The 23052-nt window shown below is 64.2% G+C and carries 18 protein-coding genes; 7 read left to right on the plus strand and 11 right to left on the minus strand.

Annotated elements, in window-relative coordinates; translation table 11 throughout:
* Positions 1 to 15: 15 nt before the first annotated feature.
* The 4 genes from ACREXZ_RS21675 to ACREXZ_RS21690 all read right to left on the minus strand — a co-directional run bounded on the left by ACREXZ_RS21675 (position 16) and on the right by ACREXZ_RS21690 (position 8614).
* The gene (locus ACREXZ_RS21675; RefSeq protein ID WP_431766169.1) at positions 16 to 6258 is read right to left on the minus strand and encodes an autotransporter-associated beta strand repeat-containing protein; all 6243 of its coding nucleotides are present in this window, start codon (positions 6256 to 6258) and stop codon (positions 16 to 18) included.
* A 238-nt stretch (positions 6259 to 6496) separates the two neighbouring features.
* The gene (locus tag ACREXZ_RS21680) at positions 6497 to 7453 is read right to left on the minus strand and encodes a sulfotransferase family protein (protein ID WP_431766170.1); all 957 of its coding nucleotides are present in this window, start codon (positions 7451 to 7453) and stop codon (positions 6497 to 6499) included.
* A gap of 112 nt (positions 7454 to 7565) precedes the next feature.
* On the minus strand, positions 7566 to 8003 hold the full coding sequence (locus ACREXZ_RS21685; RefSeq protein WP_431766171.1) for a lysozyme inhibitor LprI family protein: 438 nt from the start codon (positions 8001 to 8003) through the stop codon (positions 7566 to 7568).
* Positions 8004 to 8032: 29 nt separating this feature from the next.
* Complete coding sequence (locus ACREXZ_RS21690; RefSeq protein ID WP_431766172.1) at positions 8033 to 8614, minus strand: flavin reductase family protein; 582 nt, start codon at positions 8612 to 8614, stop codon at positions 8033 to 8035.
* Between the two features lie 264 nt (positions 8615 to 8878).
* Between ACREXZ_RS21690 and ACREXZ_RS21695 the strand changes: the two genes are divergently transcribed.
* The gene (locus tag ACREXZ_RS21695; protein ID WP_431766173.1) at positions 8879 to 9502 is read left to right on the plus strand and encodes a trimeric intracellular cation channel family protein; all 624 of its coding nucleotides are present in this window, start codon (positions 8879 to 8881) and stop codon (positions 9500 to 9502) included.
* Between the two features lie 17 nt (positions 9503 to 9519).
* Here the strand turns inward: ACREXZ_RS21695 and ACREXZ_RS21700 are convergent, their stop codons facing one another.
* Positions 9520 to 9813: a hypothetical protein gene (locus ACREXZ_RS21700; protein ID WP_431766174.1), complete on the minus strand. Its 294-nt coding sequence runs from the start codon at positions 9811 to 9813 to the stop codon at positions 9520 to 9522.
* A 259-nt stretch (positions 9814 to 10072) separates the two neighbouring features.
* Between ACREXZ_RS21700 and ACREXZ_RS21705 the strand changes: the two genes are divergently transcribed.
* Positions 10073 to 10807 (plus strand): hypothetical protein, encoded by a 735-nt coding sequence (locus tag ACREXZ_RS21705; protein WP_431766175.1) that lies wholly within the window; start codon positions 10073 to 10075, stop codon positions 10805 to 10807.
* On the opposite strand, the gene ACREXZ_RS21710 is transcribed toward ACREXZ_RS21705, so the two are convergent.
* Positions 10808 to 11071: a DUF2164 domain-containing protein gene (locus ACREXZ_RS21710; protein ID WP_431766176.1), complete on the minus strand. Its 264-nt coding sequence runs from the start codon at positions 11069 to 11071 to the stop codon at positions 10808 to 10810.
* A 156-nt stretch (positions 11072 to 11227) separates the two neighbouring features.
* On the opposite strand from ACREXZ_RS21710, the gene ACREXZ_RS21715 reads away from it, so the two are divergent.
* The 3 genes from ACREXZ_RS21715 to ACREXZ_RS21725 are packed head-to-tail and all read left to right on the plus strand — an operon-like array spanning position 11228 to position 14584.
* Positions 11228 to 12460: an AAA family ATPase gene (locus ACREXZ_RS21715; RefSeq protein WP_431766177.1), complete on the plus strand. Its 1233-nt coding sequence runs from the start codon at positions 11228 to 11230 to the stop codon at positions 12458 to 12460.
* A 4-nt stretch (positions 12461 to 12464) separates the two neighbouring features.
* On the plus strand, positions 12465 to 14222 hold the full coding sequence (locus ACREXZ_RS21720; protein ID WP_431766178.1) for a cobaltochelatase CobT-related protein: 1758 nt from the start codon (positions 12465 to 12467) through the stop codon (positions 14220 to 14222).
* A 29-nt stretch (positions 14223 to 14251) separates the two neighbouring features.
* Positions 14252 to 14584 (plus strand): helix-turn-helix domain-containing protein, encoded by a 333-nt coding sequence (locus tag ACREXZ_RS21725; protein ID WP_431766179.1) that lies wholly within the window; start codon positions 14252 to 14254, stop codon positions 14582 to 14584.
* A gap of 208 nt (positions 14585 to 14792) precedes the next feature.
* Here the strand turns inward: ACREXZ_RS21725 and ACREXZ_RS21730 are convergent, their stop codons facing one another.
* Positions 14793 to 16028 carry an acyltransferase family protein gene (locus ACREXZ_RS21730; protein WP_431766180.1) on the minus strand — a complete coding sequence of 412 codons (1236 nt, stop codon included), beginning with the start codon at positions 16026 to 16028 and terminating at the stop codon, positions 14793 to 14795.
* Between the two features lie 309 nt (positions 16029 to 16337).
* On the minus strand, positions 16338 to 17255 hold the full coding sequence (locus ACREXZ_RS21735) for a nitrilase-related carbon-nitrogen hydrolase (protein WP_431766181.1): 918 nt from the start codon (positions 17253 to 17255) through the stop codon (positions 16338 to 16340).
* Between the two features lie 104 nt (positions 17256 to 17359).
* On the opposite strand from ACREXZ_RS21735, the gene ACREXZ_RS21740 reads away from it, so the two are divergent.
* On the plus strand, positions 17360 to 18238 hold the full coding sequence (locus tag ACREXZ_RS21740; protein WP_431766182.1) for a LysR substrate-binding domain-containing protein: 879 nt from the start codon (positions 17360 to 17362) through the stop codon (positions 18236 to 18238).
* A gap of 87 nt (positions 18239 to 18325) precedes the next feature.
* Positions 18326 to 19642, plus strand: a complete 1317-nt coding sequence (locus ACREXZ_RS21745) for an NYN domain-containing protein (RefSeq protein ID WP_431766183.1) — start codon at positions 18326 to 18328, stop codon at positions 19640 to 19642.
* Positions 19643 to 19813: 171 nt separating this feature from the next.
* Here ACREXZ_RS21745 and ACREXZ_RS21750 read toward each other — a convergent pair whose 3' ends face one another.
* The 3 genes from ACREXZ_RS21750 to ACREXZ_RS21760 form a co-directional block, all read right to left on the minus strand.
* Complete coding sequence (locus ACREXZ_RS21750) at positions 19814 to 21001, minus strand: AI-2E family transporter (protein WP_431766184.1); 1188 nt, start codon at positions 20999 to 21001, stop codon at positions 19814 to 19816.
* A gap of 107 nt (positions 21002 to 21108) precedes the next feature.
* The gene (locus tag ACREXZ_RS21755) at positions 21109 to 21294 is read right to left on the minus strand and encodes a CsbD family protein (RefSeq protein ID WP_431766185.1); all 186 of its coding nucleotides are present in this window, start codon (positions 21292 to 21294) and stop codon (positions 21109 to 21111) included.
* Positions 21295 to 21446: 152 nt separating this feature from the next.
* The gene (locus tag ACREXZ_RS21760; protein ID WP_431766186.1) at positions 21447 to 22949 is read right to left on the minus strand and encodes a PAS domain S-box protein; all 1503 of its coding nucleotides are present in this window, start codon (positions 22947 to 22949) and stop codon (positions 21447 to 21449) included.
* Between the last annotated feature and the right edge of the window lie 103 nt (positions 22950 to 23052).

Below are 23052 nucleotides of genomic sequence, written 5' to 3' on the forward strand. Positions count from 1 at the left end.
CGCAACGGCCGCCGCTCAGAACCTGTATCCGAGCTTCAGACTGGCGGCCTGCGCCGATGCATGCGTCGTGTTGATCAACGTGTCGTAACCCACCGACACCGTCATCGCTTTGGTCGGCTGCATGCTTAGACTCACGCCCGCGGTCAGATAGCCTCGCGGCAGACTCGTCCCCGGCGCCGCGAAGAGTGTCCCGTCCTGGGCCGTCACGGACACCGCGCGGTTCGTGTGGAGCAGTTCCTGTGCGTAGCCTAGCCGCACCTGCAGATCGATGGGCCGCAGTGCGTCGCCGAATGCCTTGTCGACGGTGACCTCGGCATAGGGTTGCAGGCTGCGTACGTTGTCGGTCCCGACGCCGAGATCCTGCCCGCCAGCACCGCTCTCCGTAAAGCCGTTCGCGCGGAAATACGCGTAGCGCAGTCCCGCGCTCGGCGTGACGACGATGCTGCCGAATGTCATCGGCAAACTCGCCTGGCCGCCGGCCGTGAACTCGTTGCCGATGTGATCGCCCTCCGCCGTGCCGAGCGCGCCGAACGGCCGCTTCTGCGACAGGAAATCGAGTGCATAGCCTGCGGTCGCCGACACGCCGACCGGACCGAACCAGCGGCTACCGTACAGCGCGACGCGCAATGTGTCGGCGGTGCCGGAGTCGCCGGTCTGCTGTTCGTCGACGTCCGTATGTGTATAGCCGGCCGCAATACCCACGGTGTAATCGCCGAGCTTATTATCGAGGCCCGCGAGGAAGCCATAACGGTTGGCCTGATAACCCGGCTCGCCGCTTGTGCCGCCGACGTGGGTCTGCGCGCCGGTCGCATCGATCCAGCCGTCCGGAGCCCCGGCCGTCGCATCGGAAAGATGGTTCAGTCTCGCAAGCAACGCCGTGTTGGCGGCCTGCGCGCCGATCGACACGCTGGACCCGAGCGCGGTGTAGATGCTGATGCCGGTCGGCGCGATGACGACCGGCGTAACGGGCGTGACCGGGGTGACGGGGTTGGTCGGTCCGACTGCGGCATTCGCCAGCGTGAGTCCCACCTGGTTGCCGGAATAGGTCACGCCCTGCTGCAGCGACCCGAGCACCGCGCCGGACGACATCGCGCCCGTCACGCTGCTGAAACGCCCGTTGATGCCCTGCCCCGCGGAGACCAGCGTGTATTGCTTCGCGGTGTAGGTGCCCGGATCGTAGGTAATCGCGAGCACACCGTTCAGCGTCGCCGAGCCGGTGACGTTGAGCAGCGAAGCCGCCGTCGGACTGACCTCGACGGCGAGCACGCCGTTGCTCGCCTGCGTGTAGTTGCCGCCGACGTTGAGCATGCCAATCGATCCACCCGGCGTGACCGTGCCGCCGTTGTTCGCAATGTTGCCCACCACCGTGCCGTGGCCACGCAGCGTGCCGGTCGCATTGACCTGCACGTCGCCTCCGACGCTCGCACTCGAGTGATCGACGTCGCCCACTTCGAGCGTGCCGCCGTTTACCATCGTGGCGCCGCTATAGGTGTTGCTGCCGTTGAGCAGCAGCATCCCCGCGCCGCTTTTCAGCAGACCACCGGTGCCGGTCAGCGCCTGCGTCACCGTGAACGTATTCGCCGCATCGTCGATATCGAAACCGCCGCCTGCGCTGCCCCAGATGATGTTGCGCGTCGTCTGGGTGAAGCCGGTGCCGGTGATCTTCAGCGCGCCGCCTTCGAAATCGAGCGCATTGGCGCTCGAACCCAGATTCGCCTCCGACGCCACCGACAACAAGCCGCCGCTCAGCGTCGTATTCCCTTGATAGAGATTGCTGCCGGTCAGCACCAGCGTCCCGGCGTCGGTCTTGTTCAGGCCGCTGGTACCGTTCAGTACGTTGTCGACAGTTGCCGTCGCACCGCTGCTGACGCGCACGACCGGCGCGACGCCGCCCTGCCCGACCAGCGTGAGCGCATCGCCGGTCAGGTGATAGCCGTCGCTGATGAACTGCATGCCGGTCGTGCTGACCGCGCCGCTGCTGTCGTCCACCGTGACCGTACCCGCAGCACCGCCGAAGATCGCAAAGCTCGGCTGCGGCGACATCGGCCCGACGACGGTGCCGTTGGTATTGGCCCAGACGTTCGAAGAAGCGCTCCATGTGCCGCTGCCGCCACCCATCGCGCTGGCGCTGGCGCTGGCCTGGCCGTTCGCGTCCCACTCGTTGAGTGTCAGGCCAAGCGTATCGATCAGGTTGATCTGTTTGTCGGTGGTCAGGATCTGCAGCGACATGCCGGACGGCGGTGCGAATCCACCGCCCACGATGGACAGTGAACCGCCCCAGTCGAACAGGTTGTACAACCCCGGCCCCATGCTGCCGAGATTGTTGACGTTGAGCGTCGACGTGTCGACCGACAGATTGCCATTCACCACCACGTGGTCGCTCTGACCGAAGGTGCTGAAGTTCGCGCCGGGTGCACCGAAGTCGAAATTGAGTTTCGAGTTGGCGCCGACGACGAGATCGCCATTGACGGTCAGTGTGCCGATCGCGCCCGCGGCGCCCGGCACGAGCGTTCCGCCGTTGGACACCGTCGCGCTGCCGCGGACCGTGCCGTAGCCGCCGAGTGTGCCGCCATTGACAGCGACGTCGCCGCCCACCTGGGCCGTCGCATGCGTGCTGTCGCCGACGAGCAGCGTCGCCCCCGACGCGATGCTGGTGAGACCACTGTAGGTGTTCGCGCCGTTGAAGACTTCGCTCCCGGCATTGATGCCCACCGTTCCCGCTCCTGCGATCACGCCGTCGTACGTGCCGGTCGCGCTGCTGAGCGCGATGCCCACGTTGCCGAGGGTGACATTGCCACCGCCGCCGGCCAGGCTGACGATGTTCAGGCTGCTGCCTGCCGTCTTGCCCGAGACATCGAGCGTGCCGCTCGTCATCTGCACGCTCGAGCCGTTGATCTGACCGCCGCCGCTGAACGCGAGTGTGCCGCCGCCGATCGCGGTGGTACCGGTGTAGGTGTTGTTGCCGGTCAGCGTCTCCGTGCCGCCGTTGACGGTGAAGCCGCCGGTGCCGCCGATCACGCCGCTGAACGTATCGGCGCCTGTTGCGATCGCGAGGGTGTTCGCGCCGAGCGTCACGCCGCCGCTGCCGGCAAGACTACGAATGTCGAGTGTCGAGCCGGCGGTCAAACCGGAGACATTGAGCGTGCCCGTCAGCGCGACGCGCGACTGGCCCTGACCGATCTGGCCGCCACCCGTCAGCGCCAACGTGCTCGCGTTGTTGATCGACGTGTCGCCGGTGTAGGTGTTGACGCCGGAGAACGTCTCCGTGCCGCTCTGCAGCGTGACGCCACCCGTGCCGCCGATCACACCGCTATACGAATCGGCGCCTGTTTCGATCGCCAGGTTATTCGCACCGAGCGTCACGCCGCTGCTACCGGCCAGGCTCCGAATATCGAGCGTCGAACCGGCCGTCAGACCGGACGCGTCGAGCGTGCCGCCGTTCAGCGCGACTCGCGACTGGCCCTGACCGATCGCGCCGGCGCCCGTCAGCGCCAACGTGCCGGCGTTGATCGTCGTGTCGCCGCTGTAGGTGTTGACACCCGACAGCGTCTCCGTGCCGCCGTTGAGCGCGACACCACCGCTACCGCTGATGACACCGCTGAACGTATCCGCGCCCGTGGCAATCGAGAGGTTGTTCGCGCCCAGCGTGACGCCACCGCTGCCAGCAAGACTGCGAATGGCGAGTGTCGAGCCGGCGGTCAAACCGGAGACATCGAGCGTGCCGGTCAACGCGACTCGCGACTGACCCTGACCGATCGCGCCGGCACCCGTCAGCGCCAGCGTGCTGGCGTTGTTGATCGACGTGTCGCCGCTATACGTGTTGACGCCCGTGAACGTCTCCATGCCGACCTGCAGCGCGACGCCGCCCGTGCCGCTAATCGCGCCGCTAAACGTATCGGCGGCTGTTGCGATCGAGAGGTTACTCGCGCCGAGCGTGACGCCACCACCGCCGGCCAGGCTGCGAATGGCAAGCGTCGAGCCCGCCGTCAGACCTGAGGCGTCGAGCGCGCCACCGTTCAGTGCGACACGCGACTGCCCCTGACCGATCTGTCCGCCGCCCGTCAGCTTCAATGTGCCTGCGTTGACGGTCGTGCCGCCGCTGTACGTGTTGACGCCCGAGAACGTCTCCGTGCCGCCGTTGAGCGTGACACCGCCACTGCCGCTGATGACACCGCTGAACGTATCGGCGCCCGTTGCAATCGCGAGGTTGTTCGCGCCGAGCGTCAGACTGCCACCGCCTGCAAGACTGCGAATGCCGAGCGTCGAACCGGCCGTCAGACCGGAAGCGTCGAGCGTGCCCGCGTTCAGCGCGAGTCGCGACTGGCCCGAACCGATCGTGCCGGCGCCCGTCAGCGTCAACGTGCCCGCGTTGATCGTCGTGTCGCCGCTGTAGGTATTGGCGCCCGTGAACGTCTCCGTGCCGCTCTGCAACGTGACGGCGCCCGTGCCGCTGATCACGCCGCTGTACGTGTCGGCCGCCGGATTGTCGAGAACGAGCGTACGCGTACCCAACGTCACGGTGCCGCTGCCCGAGATACCGGCGAGCGTCGCGCTGGTTCCACTGATGCCGGAGACGTCTAACCCACTGCTGGTCGTGGAAACCTCGGCGCCGTGCATGTCGCCGCTGCCCGTGAGCGCCACCGAGCCCTGGTTGATGGCGAATTGACCGGTGAACCCGGAGAGATTGCCGGACAGCGACAGCGTGCCTGCACCGGTCTCGATCAGTTGGCCCTGTCCGCTGATCGTGCCGGCGTAAATGCCGGACGCCCCCTGATTGAACTCGGCCGAAGGGGTTCCGATACCGTTGCTCGCAAAAGTCAGGTTGCCGTCGAACGCGGTGTCGCTGCCGATCAGTTGCCCTTGCTGGACGGTCCAGTTAATGCCCGCGTTGCCCGTGCCAGTCAGCGCCCATGTGCTGGCGCCGTTCTTGATGTTGTTGGCGAAGCCGACGATCAGCCCCGAGTTGAGCGTGCCGGTACCGCTGCCGCTCAGGATCAGCGTATCGCCGCCGTTGGTGGTGCCGCTCTGGCTTTCGATGTTGCCGGTGAAGATGGCGCCCGGATCGATCGTCAACTGGTTACCGCCGCCTGAAAACAGCACGGAATCGCCTTGCAAACCGCTGCTGTTGGTGCCGCCCTGAATCGAGCCGGTCGTCGTAACGCCGGCGCCGCCCCATCCACGCACGCCGACTCCCGGTGCGCCAGTCAGCTGCGTGACTGTCCCCGGGCCGACATAGCCGCCGGCGCCGCCGACAATCGCACCTGCGTTGTTGAGAGATGAGCCCGCACCGACGAGGTTGACGCCGGCGCCGCCACCGCCATAACCACCCGCCTGCGCGTCTGCGTTAAATAACGTACCGGGGGCACCACCAGCACCACCGGTAATCCTGCCGCCCGCACCGTTGGTGATGCTGGCACCGGCGCCGAGCACCAGCAAACCATCGCCGCCAGCGCCACCGCTGCCGGCATAGCCGCCACTGCCGCCCGCGCCGCCCGCGCCGCCCCCAATCCTGCCGTTATTGGTAAGCGACACAGCGCCCGCGCCTGCCCCGATGATCACGCCCGCGCCGCCGCCGCCGCCGCCGCCCGGATCGGCGCCGCTGCTGCCGCCCGGAGTGAAGCCGGTATTCGCGTAGCCACCCACGCCGCCCTGGCCGCCGGTTATCGTCGTGCCGGCCGCGACGGTCGGCAGCGAATTGGCATCATTGATGAACACGCCCGCGCCGCCACCACCACCGCCGCCGCCCACGAAGCTGTTCGCGGGCGCAGCCTGGCCAGTGCCGCCAGTGCCGCCGGTGACCGATGCGTTGACGCCGGCCGATCCGGTCGCGCCCACCAGGCCACCGCTTCCGCCCGTCGACGTGAGGTTGTTCCCCTGGGCGTTATAGAAACCATCGGCGCCAGCGCCGCCATTACCGTTGCTGGCGGCGCTCCCCACGGCTTCGGTGCTGTCGGGGTTGAAGAAGCTCGCACCGCCCCCCGTGCCATTGCCGGAACCGCCATTGTTGTTGCGGGTCTGACGGGTCCCCTGGCCACCCGTCGCGGCGCATCCCGATGGACTGGTCGGCGTGCAGCTCTGGCTCCACGCGGGCGCGCTCGTCGCGAGCACGAGGGTCGCGACGGCTAGCGCGAATGGATTGCGGCGCAGCGCGCGGGACGTCGGGCCGCCGGCCGATCCCCCGGCAGTGCGCGCGTTTTCAGGGGCCGCCTGCAAAGCATTAAGCGACCGATTCCATACGAGTCGATAGACACGGTTCACTGGACCTCCCCCAAGTGCCGCACCGTATGACGCCTCGTCGCGGCTAATATTTACGGCAAAGCGGTTCCGTCGAGTCGCAAACCGGCGCGAATATTCGCGCGGTCGCATCCCGGGACCGTATTGCACGGTATTTCTTTAATGCGAAACGAGTTAGCGACGTATCGTGACGCAGGTTATCGGTTGGTTCAACAACTTTTTTGATAATCTAACGAGCCCGATTTATTGCAGTGCGGCGCTCTTACACCACTCTTACATTTCGAACGTTTGTTTGAGGATTAATCCAGAAAGCGTCATTCTCGAAACGCCGGAAAACATCGGGCGGCAATATCGTCGTGCGCTCGGGTAGGGCAATCTTTTTGTGCACTTTATGCAGACCCGGCGTGCCGGCGCGTGCGTCGAACGCCTCGGCATCGAAGATGACATTCTCGAAGTCGTGCTGAAAGAGCGGCTCGCCGATAAATTCATAGATCGCCGCCATCGCCGCGGCGGGATCGCGCACCAGCGTCTCGTATTGCACGAGCATCAGTTGCTGCGCGTGCTCGCCGTAGAAGGCTTCCTTCAACGCGTTGTACGCGTAACCGACCATGCCCTCCGCGTTGCCGACCCCTTCGGCACGGCTATAGACGGTGCCGCCCGTCTGATAGCTGAAGATCGACGAAGGCTGCAGTGCATTCCCGCGAACGACCCGCTCGATACTGTCGATGATCCACGATACGTGGCGCACGCAGGCGATCGTCTTTGCGCCTGGAAGCAGCTCGTGCATGAGCGGCAGCTTCGAACACCAGACCCGGCTGGTATCGAAGACAACGTCGGCGGTGACCTCGTCGCCGTAATAATTTTCGAATATGCCGCGCAGCAGACGACGCCGCCGATCGTTATCGATGAATAGCGAAAACTCATTGCGATCGCTCATTTCGCCGAGCATCGCGAGCACCATGCCGGCGACAGGTCCGCTCATGTTCGCGTGAAAGCGGGGATTTTGCCGGAGCAACGCAGCCAGTAACGTGGAGCCGGCTCTCGGTAGACCCGATATGAAATGGAATGTATGCACGCTTTTCCTTTTCTGTTTTCTCGACGGAATATTTGCCTTGCAACGTCTTACCACTCCGACTTGATATGGCTCACGATTTTTCTCGCGATTTTTTCCATCATTTCTGGCCGGGTTGATTCGACTGCGATGCATCGCCAGCAGCAATTAAAACGCGGTAGTGCCCGGACGACAAGTCGTCATTACGCCATTTTCATATTTTTATATCGGCGAGCGATGCGTGGCCGGGCGTTATCTGTGCGGCGTCGAGGGCCGCCTGTTACTTCTGCTGCTGGCCGCAGCCGATATCGCCTTCGGCGCAATGCAACTGCTCATCGAGCAGCGCGGTCTGCGCACGCGTGAGCCGCGCGAGACACATCGAATACAGCATCGGCTGCGCGCTGTACGACGTCTGCGCGGAAGTCAGGAAGTCGCACTGCGCGTTGCGGTACGCGAGCCACGCACGCTCCGCCTTCTGCAGCGACGCCTGGCCCTGCGGAGTCACGCGCCGGGTCAGCTGCGCGTAGGTGTCGTTCAGCTTGTGGTCGGCCGCGCGGAAGTCGAGATCGGCGCAGCGGTTCATCGTCAGTTGATCGGCGGGGTTCGCGCAGTTAGCGCGCGGCGGTTGAGTGGCAGCGGCTTCTGCCGTGGCCGCGAATGTGCCGCCGCTGCCGGACAACACTACGAGCGTCGCCGCCCAGCGTGAGAATCGGTTCATCGTCGGTGTGCTCCTGATTGAATGACGCGCTACGCGCGCGGCAGGCGTCCGGTCGGCTCGACTTCGAACGCGTCGCCGGTTGCGAAGAACGTGCCGCCCGCGACGTAGTGACAGGTGCGCAGGTCTGGGTCGTCGAAGTGCCAGCGATTGTTGGAATACACGCGGCTGTCCGCATACGCGGCGACCACCTCGCCGATGAACAGATCGTGCCGCTGGCTCGCGTCCGGAATCACCTTGCACTCCATCCACGTGACGCAGCCGGCGAGCATCGGCACGTCGATCTCGCGGGCCGCGAAGGTCTCCAGCTGGAACGCGGCGAACTTGTCGAAGTCCTCGCCCGCATTCGAGCCGACCGCGAGCGTCTGCCGCGCGAAACTCACCGACGGCAACTGCAGCCCGAATACCCCGCTCGCTTCGATCAACTGACGCGTCAACGTGTGGCTATCGATCACGACGACGATCTTCGGCGGATTGAAGTCGAGCGGCATCGCCCACGATGCGGCCATCACGTTCGAACGGCCGTCGTGCGCGCTCGTGATGATCGTGACCGGGCCGTGATTGAGCAGGCTCGTCGCGCGCGACAGTTCTACGTTCTCTCTTGTGGCGTTCATGTATCGTCTCTGCGCTGTGGGGCGCGTAATCGTTGTGTATCGGTTGCGTCGGTTGCGTCGGTTCTATCGATGGACAGGCTCGCCGTCGCGAGTCGGGCATGCGCGGACCGCACAGCACAGGTGAGCATTCTAGACATCAATCCATCGATGCACACGCGGCACGTGCGGCACATGAAGCACGCGCAGACAGGCCACGGTTATCATCGCAGTCAGTTGCCGGACGGCGTACCTCCGGTCCTTTCCTTCGCCCAGCCCTCGACGCCCATGAAAAGAATCGAAACAGTCGTGCTCGCAGCCGACCTCGCGGGAACCGCCGTGTTCGCGCTCGAAGGCGCGCTCGCCGCGATGCGTGGCGGCCTCGATCTGCTGGGCGTGATGGTGCTGTCGTTCGTCGTCGCGCTGGGCGGCGGCGTGATCCGCGATCTGCTGATCGGCGCAACGCCGCCGAACGCGGTGCGCGACTGGCGCTATCCGGCGCTCGCTTTCGCGACCGGGCTGCTGACCTTCGTCTTTCACGGCGCGGCGCGCGAGCTGCCCGCGCTGCTCGTGATCACACTCGATGCGGCCGGGCTCGCGCTGTTCGCGGTAGCGGGCGCGCAGAAGGCGATCAATTACGGCATCGGGCCATTCATTGCGACGCTGATGGGCACGGTGACCGGCGTGGGCGGCGGCGTCATCCGCGACCTGCTGCTCGCGCGCACGCCGCTCGTACTGGTCGCGGATATCTATGCGAGCGCTGCGTTCGTCGGCGGCGTTGCGCTCGTTGCCGCGCGGCGCTTTGGAGTGCCGCCGGTTGCCGCGGCGCTGCTCGGCGGCGCGGTGTGCTTCGTGTTGCGGATGCTGGCTGTGACGTACGGATGGCAACTGCCGAAGGCTGCGGCCTGGTAAATGACGCGAGTGCCGCGTCACTCGCGCCCGTGACGCTCGCCGAGCGCGATGCCCACGAGCGCGGCGACCAGCACCACGCCGACCACCGCCACCGTTTCAGCGACCGCGATCGCAACGTGCGACGGCCCGATCACCGCGACGCTGCCGACCAGCAGTCCGATCCCGCACAGCGCACAAAGCGCGACGAGCGAGCCGGTCTCGCCTGTTTCGTGAAGGTCGCGCGAGGCCGCGGTGTCGTGAACGTCGAGTCCGGGCGCATCGTCGCCCGGTGCGGCGCGCTGCACCGGTTCGGCTGGTGTCGAAGCCCGCATCTGCATTCTCCTGAAATCGTTGTGCGGTTCCGTCTTCGGTCGCGCAGCGGCTATCGGTATGACGATATCGTCGCGCTGACGACCGGCGTCCGTGCGCGTCGGTTGCATGGTAAAGCGGGGATCGTAAACCGTTCAAGCTCAATCGACATCGGTTTGTCGCACACGTGCACTGCCGATTCGTCGGCGTTCGCGGCGCTACGCGAACATGCCAGAATGTCTCTCCAAACTAAACGATCGAACCGAACTGGAACTGAACCGCATGCAGCCGAGCCGCGAATTCTTCGACCTGCAGCTCCGTTTCGCGGACCGCGTCGCGGCACTCGCCGGCCTGTCGTTTGAAGACGCACTGCTGGATTACACGAACCTGTATATACGCTTCGGCCTCGGCCGTGCGTTCGACCGCATGCATCCGGTATGGCGCGAGTATGCGGACGGCCTGCGCACCGCGGATGATGCATCCGCGTGGACGTGGCATTTCTATCAAACATACGCGCACGAAACGCCGCCGCCTCACGCCGCCGGAACGTTCGGTTGCTTCAAGTATGCGGACGAATCCGACGATCTGATCCGCCTTCACTTCCAGTACGCGGACCCGACGGGCGCAGCCGCGCTTGGCATCGAGCGTATGCCGGCGCGACTCGCCGAGCTGCACGCATTGTTCGTGCACGTCGCGCACAACCGGCCGCAGACGCGGTGCGTTGCGGGCACGTCATGGCTCTATCACCTCACCGGTTACCGGCGTCTGTTCCCCGACGCCTATCTGGCGAGCGCGACGGTCGCGCCGGCGCGCTTTCGCAACATGCCGCTATGGGGGCAATTTCTCGACCGGCACGGCGACGTCCGGCCGCATCCGGCCGCGCAATTCATCGAACGCGTTGCACGCGCCACGCATCCCGATGACCTCGCCGGATGCTTTCCGCTGCAACCGCTCACGCTCGAGGCGCCGGTCGACGCGTTCTACGCGTTTCATCGCGTGTCCGTTCCGGAGCGCTAGCTAGCGTCGTTTGTCGTAGCGCTTCCAGTAGCCGAACGCCTCTTCGTGGCACTCGAGGTCGAGTTCGGACACGCGCGCCTGCATCCGCTCCTGCGCGTCCTGAATCGCGATGTTGTAGATCGCCGGGCCCAACTCCTCGACGAAGAAATTCAGCAGCGCGCCCGCCTGAATGTTGCCGATCCGTTCCTCGAAGTTCTCGTCGAAGTAGCGTTGAATCGACGCGACCGCTTCGCTGCGAACGTCCTTGTCCAGTTCTATCGTCATGGCATCGTCGCCCCATACGAAAGGTTCGATTATGACTGCACGGGCGACGGTTTTGCACCGCTGCGGGGTTGCTGATAGCATCGACCGGCAGCAGCTTTCGCGCGCGTTACAGTGCCGGCGGCCCGTTCGCACTCCTTCACCCTGCCCTCACCGATCATGAACGCATCCCCGCTTCCCGACGATCCGCCCGCGAGCAACGGCCTCGGCATCTATACGCGCGCGCTCGGCGACGGCACCGAATGGTGGCGCGTGTCGCTGTCGGAACGTCCGTTCATGTACCGGATCGAGCACGGCCACGACGACGGTTCGGTCGATATCGACACCGTCGTCGATCGCGAGAACCTCGACGCGAAGCTGCAGAAATGGCATCGCGAAGGCTATCTGTCCGACGACGAACGCGCCCGCGACGACGATGCGTCCATCTACTCGGCAAGCTTCGCCGCGGATCTCGATCGCGCGTCGCAGACGTATGCAGCGGCTGCAGCAGCGGTGCGTCCCGCGCGCAACGACGCGCAACCGTCGGTCACGATCGGCCGCGTCGACATGCCGGTCGGTACGCCAAACCCGCTCGTGCCCGCGATCAATCCCGCGTACCTGTTTCCCGAACGCTTCGACGATATCGTCGAAGACATCGTCGAGAATCGACGCGTGATGCTGATCGGGCACACCGGCTCCGGCAAGACCAGCCTGATCGAACAGATCGCCGCGCGAGCGCAGTACGGCGTGCTGCGCTCGAACATGAACGGCCAGACCACGGTCGGCGATTTCGTCGGCTTCTGGACCGTGAAGGGCGGCGAAACCGTGTGGGTCGACGGCGTGCTGCCCACCGCGATGCGCGACGGCCACTGGCTGATCGTCGACGAAGTGGACTTCGCGGAACCGGCGATTCTCGCGGTGCTCACCGCGGTGCTCGAACCGGGCGGCCGTCTGCTGCTGAAGGAGAAAGGCAACGACATCGTCGCGCCACATCCGTCGTTCCGCCTGTTCGCGACAGCAAATGCAGTTGGCGCGATGAGCCAGTTCCGCCACCTGTATCAAGGCGCGAATCTGATGAATGAAGCGTTCCTCGATCGCTGGCGCGTGTATCTGATCGACTATCTCGCGCCCGATGAAGAAGCCGACGTACTCGTGCGCACGCTCGCGCCACATCTGACGCCCGCCATGGCGCGCACGCTCGCCGCGATCGCCGCCGACTGCCGCGCTGCGTTCGCACGCGAAGATCTCGCGAGCGCGTTCTCGACGCGTCGCCTGCTCGACTGGGCGCAACTGATGCTGCGCACCGGTGACCCCGAGCGAGCGGCCGGCCCCGCGATCTACGCGAAGGTTAGTCCGGAAGATGCCGCGCTGATCCGCAGCATCATCCGGCATTACATCGCGCCGCGCGCGTAACGTCATGCAGCCCGCACGCGGCGCCGATACGTTCGGCTTCGAATCGACGCTCGGCAAGATCGCGCGCGTGCTGACGGGCCAGTACGGCATCGAGGTCGCGTTCAGTCCGGAAGGGCCGCGCGTCGAACGCGGCCGGATCGTGATTCCGTCGTGGGACGTGGTCGACGAGCGCGATCGCGATACGCTCGTCGGCTATCTCGACCTGCTCGTCGCGCGCGCGAAGTATTCGGCCAACGATGCACTCGCCGCGCTCGGTAACGGCACCGACCGGCGACTCGCGCAGGTGATCGAAGACCGGCGCGTCTGCGCGCAACTGCTCGAACGCTATCCCGGCGCGCGTGGGTTCATCGGTCACCTGCGCCGCCACGCCGCGCATGATGCGCGGCAACGCTGGCAAAAACTGTCGTGGCGCGACCGGCTGATCTGGCTTGTCGAGCGGCGGCTGTGGGACGAGACGCCTGACGTCACCGAACTGAGTCCGTCGTTGTCGGCGGCGCTGCATGCGGTCGACGAATCGCTCGCAGCTGCGCGCACGAGCCGCTCGACGCACGACAGCATCGCGGCAGCACACGCGGTGATCGCGACCGTGCGCGCGCTTGCGTCGACGGGTGGCGCGCACAACATGATGTTCACGGTAGACGCTGCCGATGGTTACGACGCGGAATCGGTTTTAGCGACGTTCGATGCGCCCGATCTTCCAGCGCAAGGAGACGGCACCGCCGCACACGATCGCGCCGCGAGCGATTCCACGGGAGGCGCGAACGCGAATGCGACCGACGCCGCGGGCATGGGTCATGCGCCACTCGGGCAGCCTGCGGCAGCGGAAGGACCGGACACCGCTCCGACTACGCCCAATGTGATTGCGCAACGCACCCGGCCACTACTGTCGGTGCCGCTCACGACCGAGTTCGACGTCGTCACCGATCTGACCGGCCGCGGCGACGCACGCGACTGGCACGCACTGCGCACGCTGGCGCGCGCCGAAACGGCACCGCTGAAAGCGAAGCTCGAGCGCGCACTGAAGGCCGACGAACTCACACACTGGAAGCGCGAACAGGAACGCGGCGAAATCGATCGCACGGCACTTGCACGGCTCGCGCGCTCGCCGGGCTATCGGACGCCGTTTCGCGTGAAGCGCGTGACGAAAGGACGTGATGCCGCGGTAACGCTGCTCATCGATCGCAGCGGTTCGATGGCCGGCCGAAAGATCGAACTCGCGCGCCTGTGCGCGGCTGCGTTGTGCGACGCGCTGACGCAGCTCGGCTTCGATTCCGAAGTGCTCGGCTATAGCTCGGTCGAATCGGCGGAGATGAAACAGCTATACGAAAGGCGTCGCGCGGCTGGTGTCGATATGAGTGCGTTCAACCGCACCGTCGAGCGCCTCGATCTGCAAATCTATAAACGCTTCGGTGCGGCGGACCCAAGCGGTCTCGCAATGCTCGAATGCGGTCATGAGAATCCCGACGGCGAAGCTTTAGCGTGGGCAGCCACGCGGCTCGCCGCACACCGTGCCGAACGCAAGATTTTGATGGTGTTTTCCGACGGCTACCCAGCTACCGGGGACGGCGATCCGGCCGTGCTGCGCACCGACCTGCACGCGCGTATCGATGCGATCGGCAACGCGGGGATCGAGCTGATCGGCGTGGGGATTCTCGACGATGCGGTCGAGGCGTTTTATCCGCGGAGTATTGTCGTGCGGAAGCTGCATGAGCTGCCGGGGACGGCGTTTACGGTGTTGAGTGCGATGTTGCTGGAGCGGTGAGTTTTCGGGGTGTCTGACGGAGGTACTTAATGGCTAAGGCTCAATCGAAGCACGTACGCACGGAAGGATTCAAGCCGGTGCGGCACACGAGGGATGACACGGCGCGCCTGCTCAGCAAGCCGGTAGTCAAGGCAGCATACGATGCGCTGGACGATGAATACTCGGCGCTGCGCGCGATTCTGTCCGCCCGTCGCGAAGCTGGGCTGACGCAGGCGCAGATTGCGGAGCGCATGGGCACGACAGCTTCGGCGGTGTCTCGCCTTGAGGCGTCACTGTTGAGTGAAAAACATTCACCGTCGTTCGCGACACTGCGCAAATACGCTGCCGCGTGTGGCAAGAAGCTGGTGATTTCGTTTGCTTGACGCGGCGTTCGCTGGCGCCACGATCGGCGGCTATTTTCGCGTGTTGTCTCCAGGACGGAACCTGTCCGTATTTTTGTGTGCGAGGCGATTAAAGAACTATCCGCGAGCTGAGGTGAAGCGCTCGCCAAACAGACATGCGCCGACGCCGCTCGATTCGCAAAGCTCCGCAGACTCTATTCTGCGCATCGGCGGTCACAGAAAACCAGCATCAAACTTTGGAAAAACCACCCACCTCCTCATATTCCCTACGTTGCGTGAGCCATCTCCGCATCGGGCATTCGACATAGAGGAACAAGCCAACGGAGACCGGAACCGACGCCGCCATGAACAACAGATGCAATCCCACGCCACTGCCCGGCAATACCAGCTTGAGAAAACTCACGCCGGACCAATGCGTGATGTACAGCGCGTAGCTGGATTCACCCAGTAGCACGAACAGCGGCATCTCAAGCACTCTCGTCAACATGGTTGGCCCCGACGCTATCGCGATGATGACAAGTGCGAAAGGACCGATGAACCAGCTATAGCGCACCGCATTGTCGAGAATCCATAGCACAGCACTCGGACCGCTGTAGTTGGGGTGCCATGCGCGATAGACGCTCAGGGCAAGACAGCATGCAATCGTCACGTTACGCCGTGCTGTGGTGGAGAACATGAACGAAAGCGGGTGCTTGCCTGACCCCGAGATGTTCCGGAAATAAAGTCCCGTGAGACAACCTGCAAAGAACTCGGCATAGCGGAGCAGCGGGTTGTATGAAATAACCATATAACCGGTCAATACCTGCACCTTCAAAAGGTAATAGAGCCAGTAGACGACACCCATGTATATCGCCGTACTGCCAATCACTGCCGCAATAAAAGTAACGATGAGTGCACGTTCCGTTCGCAGATGCCTGATCAGCCAGTGCAACACAAACGGGAACGTGGCGTAGAAGAAAAACTCCGTGGACAAGCTCCACGACGGCGTATTGAAAACCATCGCGTAGGGCGTCGCCGGTACCCACGCCTGCAAACCGACCAGATTGAGCAACCACGATGCCCATAGCTCTCCGCCGGAGCTTGCGAGCTGACCGGATTGAAATCGTTCAAACAGATGCCACGGGGCATCGAGTAACAGACCCACCATATACAGTGGGTAGATGCGTGCAAAGCGAAGTCGCGAGAAACGCCAGAAACGCGACTCGCTCACTCCATCGCGAAACCAGTCGACATAGTTGTACGTGAGGATGAAACCGCTCAGCACGAAAAAGAACGTGACGCCGTACTCACCGGCGACAAGCGTCCCCAGCAACCAGTTGGGTAGCGGTCCGAGCATGTCGCGATAGTGAAGCGCGAGAATCCCGAATGCCGCAAAGAACCGCAAGCTGGTCAACGCATTGAGTTTTGGTCTGGATGACAGTGCAACGGACGCATCCGGTGCACTCACGCGTGGTGTCTGCCGCATCGTAGAGGCTCTTGTAGGTGTCTTGTTTTCTCATTGCGCGCCATTTATGCAATGTTTATGCCACTACCCTATAAGTGCATATTTCGCGTTGCGGTGTATAGAAATCGCGCCAGACAGCGAATTGAAGCCGTCGCCCATCGGACGAGGAATGGCAGATGTTTCGCCTGCGGTTACGACAACCCCGGGCACGTTACGTAACGGCACAAACATCCTGCGGCTCACTGTGTGGATCGAGACGCCATCGGCGACCATCTGGGTTTGGGTCTTCTGATGCATGTCAATTCTGAGCGTCGCCACACCCAATCGCATCTACCGCAGCAACCGGTGCCGACTCACCACCGCAAACGCAACCGCCACCGCACCCTTCGCAACCACACGCGGTGAATCAGCCAGCAACGCGCGTCCATTCGACGGCTGTTGTACAAGCGGCCCATACAGATCCGGCCGCCGCGCCGAGAGCCAGCGACGTCCGCGGCTACCTCCAGCGAGCGTCACGTCGAGATCGGCTACCGCGCCGGCTCCTGCCGCATTGCACGTAGCCAGCACGTGTCCCGATGGATCGACGATCATCGCCATAGCGTCGTCAACGCCATCGGCGCTATCGGCAAACACGACAAACATCCCGTTATCTGCCGCCCGCGCCGACAACGCCGCCGCGTCCAGCACATCGTCGACAACGACATCGCGCGCCCTCTCGCGCCGATGCGCAACAACAACCAACGTCGCGTCCATCAACGCAGTCATCCGCACGTTCTCGACCGGATAACTGTCGCTGCCGATCAGGATCGCGATACGTATCCCCCAAGCAGTATCGAACACGGTGAACGCGTCGCCACTGCTGATCCGCCGATGTCCGTCCGCATGCAACTGTCGATGGCAATGCCGCTCGCCACCCGGCAGACACACCACGTAGCTATTGAACAAACGCCCGTCCGGCGCCCGCTCGATCAACCCAGCACCACATGCAACACCAGTCCGATCGACCGCATCGGCAATCATGCGAACCGACGCCCCATCGAGCGGCTCCGCAAGCGCATTGAGCTGTGCGCGTTGCAGCCTCGCGGTATTCGCATGCCCGCTCAGGCTTCTTTCCGGAAACACCGCGAGCGAGATGCCTTCGCGCGCTGCATCGCCAAGCAGCACAGCGATCCGTGCGGCGTTGTGCGCGTTGTCGCCGTCACGCGAAACGAACGGTATCGATGCGACCCGCAACGTCGATGCAGCCACGACGCACTCCCAAAACGACCAATAAACTCCATTGGACCGCCCGGCCTTCGATAAGTAAAATGAATGTTTTTACCGATTCGATTACCTGAAAGAATGGAATCCGGATGGAACTGAAACTGCTGCGTGCGTTTCTGACCGTGACCGAGCTTGGGCATTTCGGCCGCGCCGCCGATGCGCTGCACGTCAGCCAGCCCGCGCTCAGCAAGCAGATCGCGGCACTCGAAGCATCGCTCGGCGCGCGGCTATTCGAGCGCGGCCGGCACGGCGCGGAACTGACGGCGTTCGGTACAGGCTTCGCCGGCGATGCGGAGCAACTGGTGCGTCAGGCCGACGACATCCTCGCGCGTGCCCGCGAATCGGCGTCCGGGAAGCGTGGCCATCTGCGCATCGGGCTCGGGCTGTCCACGCTCACCCATACGCCGAAGCTGATCGCCGAATTCCGCCAACGCTATCCGGACATCGGTGTGACGCTCAACGATCTGTCGTCGGCCGAGCAGACCCGGCGCATTCTCGCGGGTACGCTCGACGTCGGCTTTCTGCGCCTGCCGGCCGACACGGGGTTGTCGGCGTTCGCGGTCGTCGACGAAGCACTTGCACTCGCAGTCCCCGAGCACGCACGGTGGAAACGCCTGCCTGCCGATCTGAACGAACTGAACGAGATCGGCTTTATCGCGCTGTCACGCGTACGTGGGCCGGGGCTCAACGCGCAGATCGACCGCTGGTGCGGCAAGCACGATTTCGTGCCGCGCGTGATCCAGCAGGCCGACGACATCCAGTCGGTGCTGGCCGCCGTCGCGGCGGGTGTCGGCGCGGCACTGCTGCCTTCGCGCGTGCGCTATCTGCTGCGCGACGCACGCGTACTGTCGCTGCGCGATCCGTCGACGCGCTGGCACGTCGGTCTCGCATGGCAAACCGGCCGCGACGATGCGGTGGTGAAGCGCTTCATTTCATTCGTACGCACTTCGACCCGCGGCACGCGCTAAACGCACCCTAAACGGAATGTCCCGCGCAACCCGCTATGATGTGCACATTACCCTCTGCCGCACCCGCGGCGGACAGCTGGAGAATTCATGGCCTCATTACAGGAAAGCGCCAGCATGGCGCTGTTTTGCGACTTCGAGAACGTCGCGCTCGGTGTGCGCGACGCCAAGTTCGAGAAGTTCGACATCAAGCCGATTCTCGAGCGGCTGCTGTTGAAAGGCAGCATCGTCGTGAAGAAAGCGTATTGCGACTGGGATCGCTACAAGGGCTTCAAGGCCGCGATGCACGAGGCGAGCTTCGAGCTGATCGAAATCCCGCACGTGCGCCAGTCCGGCAAGAATTCGGCGGACATCCGGCTCGTCGTCGACGCACTCGATCTCTGCTACACGAAATCGCACGTCGACACGTTCGTCATCATCAGCGGCGACTCGGATTTTTCGCCGCTCGTATCGAAGCTGCGCGAGAACGCGAAGAAAGTGATCGGCGTCGGCGTGAAGCAATCCACCTCCGATCTGCTCGTCGCGAACTGCGACGAATTCATTTTCTACGACGACCTCGTGCGCGAACAGCAGCGCGCCGCCGCGCGGCGCGATCAGGACGCGGGTACCGGTACTGCCGCGGGTCCGAAGCGCTCGCCCGACGAAGACCGGCAGCGCAAGAAGGAGGTCGAGGAGCGCAAGGCGCGCGCGATCGCGCTCGCCGTCGAGACGTTCGATGCACTCGCAGCCGAACGCGGCGAGAGCGGCAAGATCTGGGCATCGGTGCTGAAGAGCGCGATCAAGCGTCGCAAGCCGGACTTCAACGAGTCGTACTACGGCTTCCGCGCGTTCGGCAATCTGCTCGACGAAGTGCAGGCACGCGGTTTGTTCGAAGTGGGCCGCGACGAGAAGTCGGGCGCGTTCGTTTACCGGTCGACGCCCGCGTCCGCCGATGCGCCTGTGAACACGGGCAATGAAGGACGCGCGAAGAAGAATCAGGGGAACAAGGATAAGCCACGTAAGGGTCGCCGCAACGACGCGGGTTCCGGGCAGCGACCAGCCGTCGAGCCGGTGTTCGCCGATGCTGATGAACCGCCGCGGTACGAGGTTGACGAGGAATCGACGGAATTTTTTGAAGCGCATGGGGCCGTCGATCACGATCAGCAGCCCGATTTGTGGGCCGATTCACAGAGCGACTCGCACAACGACCCACAACCCGACGCGCAGCCCGAGCCCACCCAACCTCGCGCACCGGCTCGCAAACGCGCGGCACCGCGTCGCGGCAAGACCACTGCAAAGAAGACTGCGGCAACCGACACGCCGCCCGCACCCGTCGCCGAAGAGCCCGCGGCAAAGAAGCCCGCTCGCAAGTCGCCACCGCGACCGCGCCGTGCGCGCAAGGCAGCCGGCCCGACAAGCGACGAGTGACGCACTCGCACACCGCCGCCCGCGCGAAACCGGCGCGAGCGGCGGTGTGACAGCCTGACGAACGTCAGGGCGTCCCGTTCCGGCAATATTCGGCGCCGCGCACCGCAGGAAACGAAGGATGATAGAGCGGCGTCTCGAGCCAGCGGTTCACCAACCGAGACGATTGCACCTCTACGCGCCGGGTGGCCTCGACGTATCCGACGCGCTCGCATCAGTCGCAACACCGACACCAACGCTGTCGCCCTTGCCAGGCAGCGCCACTTCGGCCGCATCCCCCTCCCCCGGCGGCGTCGCAATATCCCAGCACGAGATAAACAACGCAGCAATCAACGGCCCGATCACAAAGCCGTTGATGCCGAACACCGACATCCCGCCGACCGTCGAAATCAGTATGACCCAGTCGGGCAGCTTCGTATCCTTGCCGACCAGAATCGGGCGCAGCACGTTGTCGACGGTGCCGATCACGAGCGTGCAGAACAGGATGAGCACGATGGCCTTCCACAGCGGACCCGCGAGCAGGAAGTACGCGGCCGCGGGCACCCAGACGAGCGCCGAGCCGATCGCCGGCAGCAGCGACAGGAACGCCATCAGCGTGCCCCACAGCAGCGCGCCCTTGATGCCGAGCACGGCGAAGATGATCCCGCCGAGCAGCCCCTGCACCGCGGCCACCGCGATGTTGCCCTTGACGGTCGCGCGCACGACCGTCGCGAAGCGGGCGAGCAGCCGTTCCTTGTGCGAGCGTTCGAGCGGTACCGCGTCGCGGATGCGTCGCGAGATCGTGCCGCCGTCGCGCAGCAGGAAGAACACGAGGTACAGCATGATGCCGAAGCCAACCGCGAACTGCAGCGTGTTCTGTCCGATCACGACCATCTGGCTGGCGACGAACTGGCTGATCTTTGCCGCACCGTCCGCGAGCTTCGCCTGCACGCCGTGCATGTCGGCGAGACCGACGTTGTCGAGCGCGTGTTGCGCAAACTCGGGCAGCGCCTGCACGGCCTTCTGGAAAACCAGCGCGAAATCCCATTGACCGTGCTGGATCTGCGCATACGCAAAGGCCACTTCCTGAACCAGCGTGCCGATCATCACACTCACCGGCAAGATCACGATCAGCACGCACAGCACGAGCGTGGTCAGCGCGGCGAGATTGGGCCGGTTGCCGAAGCGCACCGTGAGGCTGCGCTGCAGCGGCTGGAACAGCAGCGCGAGAATGGTGCCCCAGAAGATCGAACCGAAATACGGCAGCAGGATCCAGACGAGCGCCAGCGAAACCGCGAACAGCAGCGCGTAGAAACTCTTCTGGGTGCGGCGGCTCCGGTCATCCGGATGCCGGTCGCTGTTGTAGTGGTCGTCGTCGTTCATGTTCTCGCACGCGTGCGAGCCGCCCCGACGCATGCGCCGGGGCGGCTCAGGAAAAAACATCGCTGGCGAGAGTGGCCTTCGCAGCCACGCCCGCCGGCGACGGCGGGTCACTTTTTATCGATCGCGTCGCGAAGCTTGTCCTTCGCTTCGCCGACGTTGCGCTGCACGGTACCGGTGGCCTTCTCGACCTTGCCTTCGGCTTCGGTCGCGCGGTCGCCGGTCACCTTGCCGACCACCTCTTTCACCGAACCCTTGATTTCCTTTGCTGCACCCTTGATGCGATCCTTGTCCATGACGACTCCGTACGGTTGTGCGAATGACAATCCACCTGTGATCCGTGTGGATGACGCCCAATGTACCGTCGCGATGCAAGCCGGCCTAGATCACGCAGTACCGGTCGAACCGGTACTTCCGTACTGATTTGTCGCCTGTCCGCGTACTGTTCTTATGTACCACCCTTGCGCCGCCGCGGCTTCTCGTAACCGACGATGCCCCGCTCGCGCGCCCACACGATCGCGGCGCTGCGCCGGTGCACGCCGATCTTGCTGTACAGCGTCGACACGTGATTGCGCACGGTGTTCGGCGCGAGGTTCAGCGTCCGCGCGATCTCCTCGTTGTCGTACCCCTGGCAGATCAGCCCGAGCACCTCGCGTTCGCGCGACGTCAGTTCCGACAATTCGCCACCACTCGCCGCCACGCCGTTCGGCTGACGGATCTGCGCGAGCTTTTCGATCACCGTGCGGCTGAACCACGACGTGTCCTTCATCACGGCCTCGATCGCGGCAAGCAGTTCCACTTCCGAACGCTTGCGCTCGGTGATGTCCTGGATCACGCTCAGCACGCAGCGCTGTCCGTGGATCGTCACCGCCTCCGCCGACACGAGGCAGTCAATCGTCGCACCCGACTTCGTCTGCAACTGGATCTCATAGTTGCGCACGCTGCTGTGCTTTTCCATCGCCGCCTGCAGATCCGCCGATGCTTCACGCACGGTCCACAGACCCAGTTCGTCGAACGTCCGCGCGACGACTTCCTCAGCCGCATAGCCGGTCGTTTCGGCGAACGCATCGTTGACGTCCATCAGCGCGAAGTCGTCGAGCGAGCTGACGGTCATCGGCACCGGTGCGAGCCGGAACGCCTTCGAAAAGCGCTCTTCCGTGTGCCGCAGCGCGTCTTCGGCCTTGCGGCGCGGCTCCATGTCCATGAACGTGAACAGCATGCAGTTCTCTTCGCCGATCTCGATCGGCTGGCCCGCGACTATCACGAGCTTGGTCGTGCCGTCGGGCAATTGCAGCATCGCTTCCATCTGACCGATCGTGCGCCCTTCGTTCAGATTCTCGATGGCATGCTCGCGCCGCTCCGCGCCTTCGAGCACGTCCACTTCGTAGGCCGAGCGGCCGATCACGTTCTCGCGCGCGTGGCCGGTCATCTCCAGGAAACCCTGATTGACCTTCACGTAGCGCAGGTCGGCGAGCCGGCAGATCACCGCGGGTGCCGGGTTCGCGTTGAAGGTCTTCTCGAAGCGCTCCTCCGCGCTGAAGCGTTCGGTGACGTCCTGGATCACGAGCGCAAGCGACTCGGGCTCGCCGGCCGCATCCACGAGAACCAGGCTGCGCACCTGGTGCACGTGGCGGAAATCTTCGTCGGCGGGTTTCGTTACTTCGACGATCACGTCGCTGAACAGTTCGCCGGCCAGCACGCGCGCGATCGGATACTGATCGGCCTGCAGCGGATGATTATTGCGATAGATCAGCTTGAACGTCTTGCGAAAGCCGCGCGGTGTGCCGCCTAGCCCGTTGACGTCTTCGACGCCATGGATCGCGAGCGCGGTTTCGTTGGCCCAGACGATCGATCCGTCCGGATCGATGAGGACGATGCCCTCGGTCAGGCCGGCGACGATCTGCTGCAATTGCCGGCGGTCGGCTTGCGGCCTCGCCTCGTTTTTATTCATCTGGCGGTACCTGTCTCGATACGTGATGGGGCATTCTATCGGCCTCGCGGGCGTTTTCACCGCCCGGCACGTTTCGATACGCGTCGAAACGTGCGGAAGACCG

Source organism: Paraburkholderia sp., assembly GCF_050742655.1.
Classification (GTDB): Bacteria; Pseudomonadota; Gammaproteobacteria; order Burkholderiales; family Burkholderiaceae; genus Paraburkholderia.

Coding starts and splice junctions, on each gene's coding strand:
- ACREXZ_RS21685 (WP_431766171.1), bottom strand. CDS start 8,003: ATGAACCGATTCTCACGCTGGGCGGCGACGCTCGTAGTGTTGTCCGGC.
- ACREXZ_RS21690 (WP_431766172.1), bottom strand. CDS start 8,614: ATGAACGCCACAAGAGAGAACGTAGAACTGTCGCGCGCGACGAGCCTG.
- ACREXZ_RS21695 (WP_431766173.1), top strand. CDS start 8,879: ATGAAAAGAATCGAAACAGTCGTGCTCGCAGCCGACCTCGCGGGAACC.
- ACREXZ_RS21700 (WP_431766174.1), bottom strand. CDS start 9,813: ATGCGGGCTTCGACACCAGCCGAACCGGTGCAGCGCGCCGCACCGGGC.
- ACREXZ_RS21705 (WP_431766175.1), top strand. CDS start 10,073: ATGCAGCCGAGCCGCGAATTCTTCGACCTGCAGCTCCGTTTCGCGGAC.
- ACREXZ_RS21710 (WP_431766176.1), bottom strand. CDS start 11,071: ATGACGATAGAACTGGACAAGGACGTTCGCAGCGAAGCGGTCGCGTCG.
- ACREXZ_RS21715 (WP_431766177.1), top strand. CDS start 11,228: ATGAACGCATCCCCGCTTCCCGACGATCCGCCCGCGAGCAACGGCCTC.
- ACREXZ_RS21720 (WP_431766178.1), top strand. CDS start 12,465: ATGCAGCCCGCACGCGGCGCCGATACGTTCGGCTTCGAATCGACGCTC.
- ACREXZ_RS21725 (WP_431766179.1), top strand. CDS start 14,252: ATGGCTAAGGCTCAATCGAAGCACGTACGCACGGAAGGATTCAAGCCG.
- ACREXZ_RS21730 (WP_431766180.1), bottom strand. CDS start 16,028: ATGCGGCAGACACCACGCGTGAGTGCACCGGATGCGTCCGTTGCACTG.
- ACREXZ_RS21740 (WP_431766182.1), top strand. CDS start 17,360: ATGGAACTGAAACTGCTGCGTGCGTTTCTGACCGTGACCGAGCTTGGG.
- ACREXZ_RS21745 (WP_431766183.1), top strand. CDS start 18,326: ATGGCCTCATTACAGGAAAGCGCCAGCATGGCGCTGTTTTGCGACTTC.
- ACREXZ_RS21750 (WP_431766184.1), bottom strand. CDS start 21,001: ATGAACGACGACGACCACTACAACAGCGACCGGCATCCGGATGACCGG.
- ACREXZ_RS21755 (WP_431766185.1), bottom strand. CDS start 21,294: ATGGACAAGGATCGCATCAAGGGTGCAGCAAAGGAAATCAAGGGTTCG.
- ACREXZ_RS21760 (WP_431766186.1), bottom strand. CDS start 22,949: ATGAATAAAAACGAGGCGAGGCCGCAAGCCGACCGCCGGCAATTGCAG.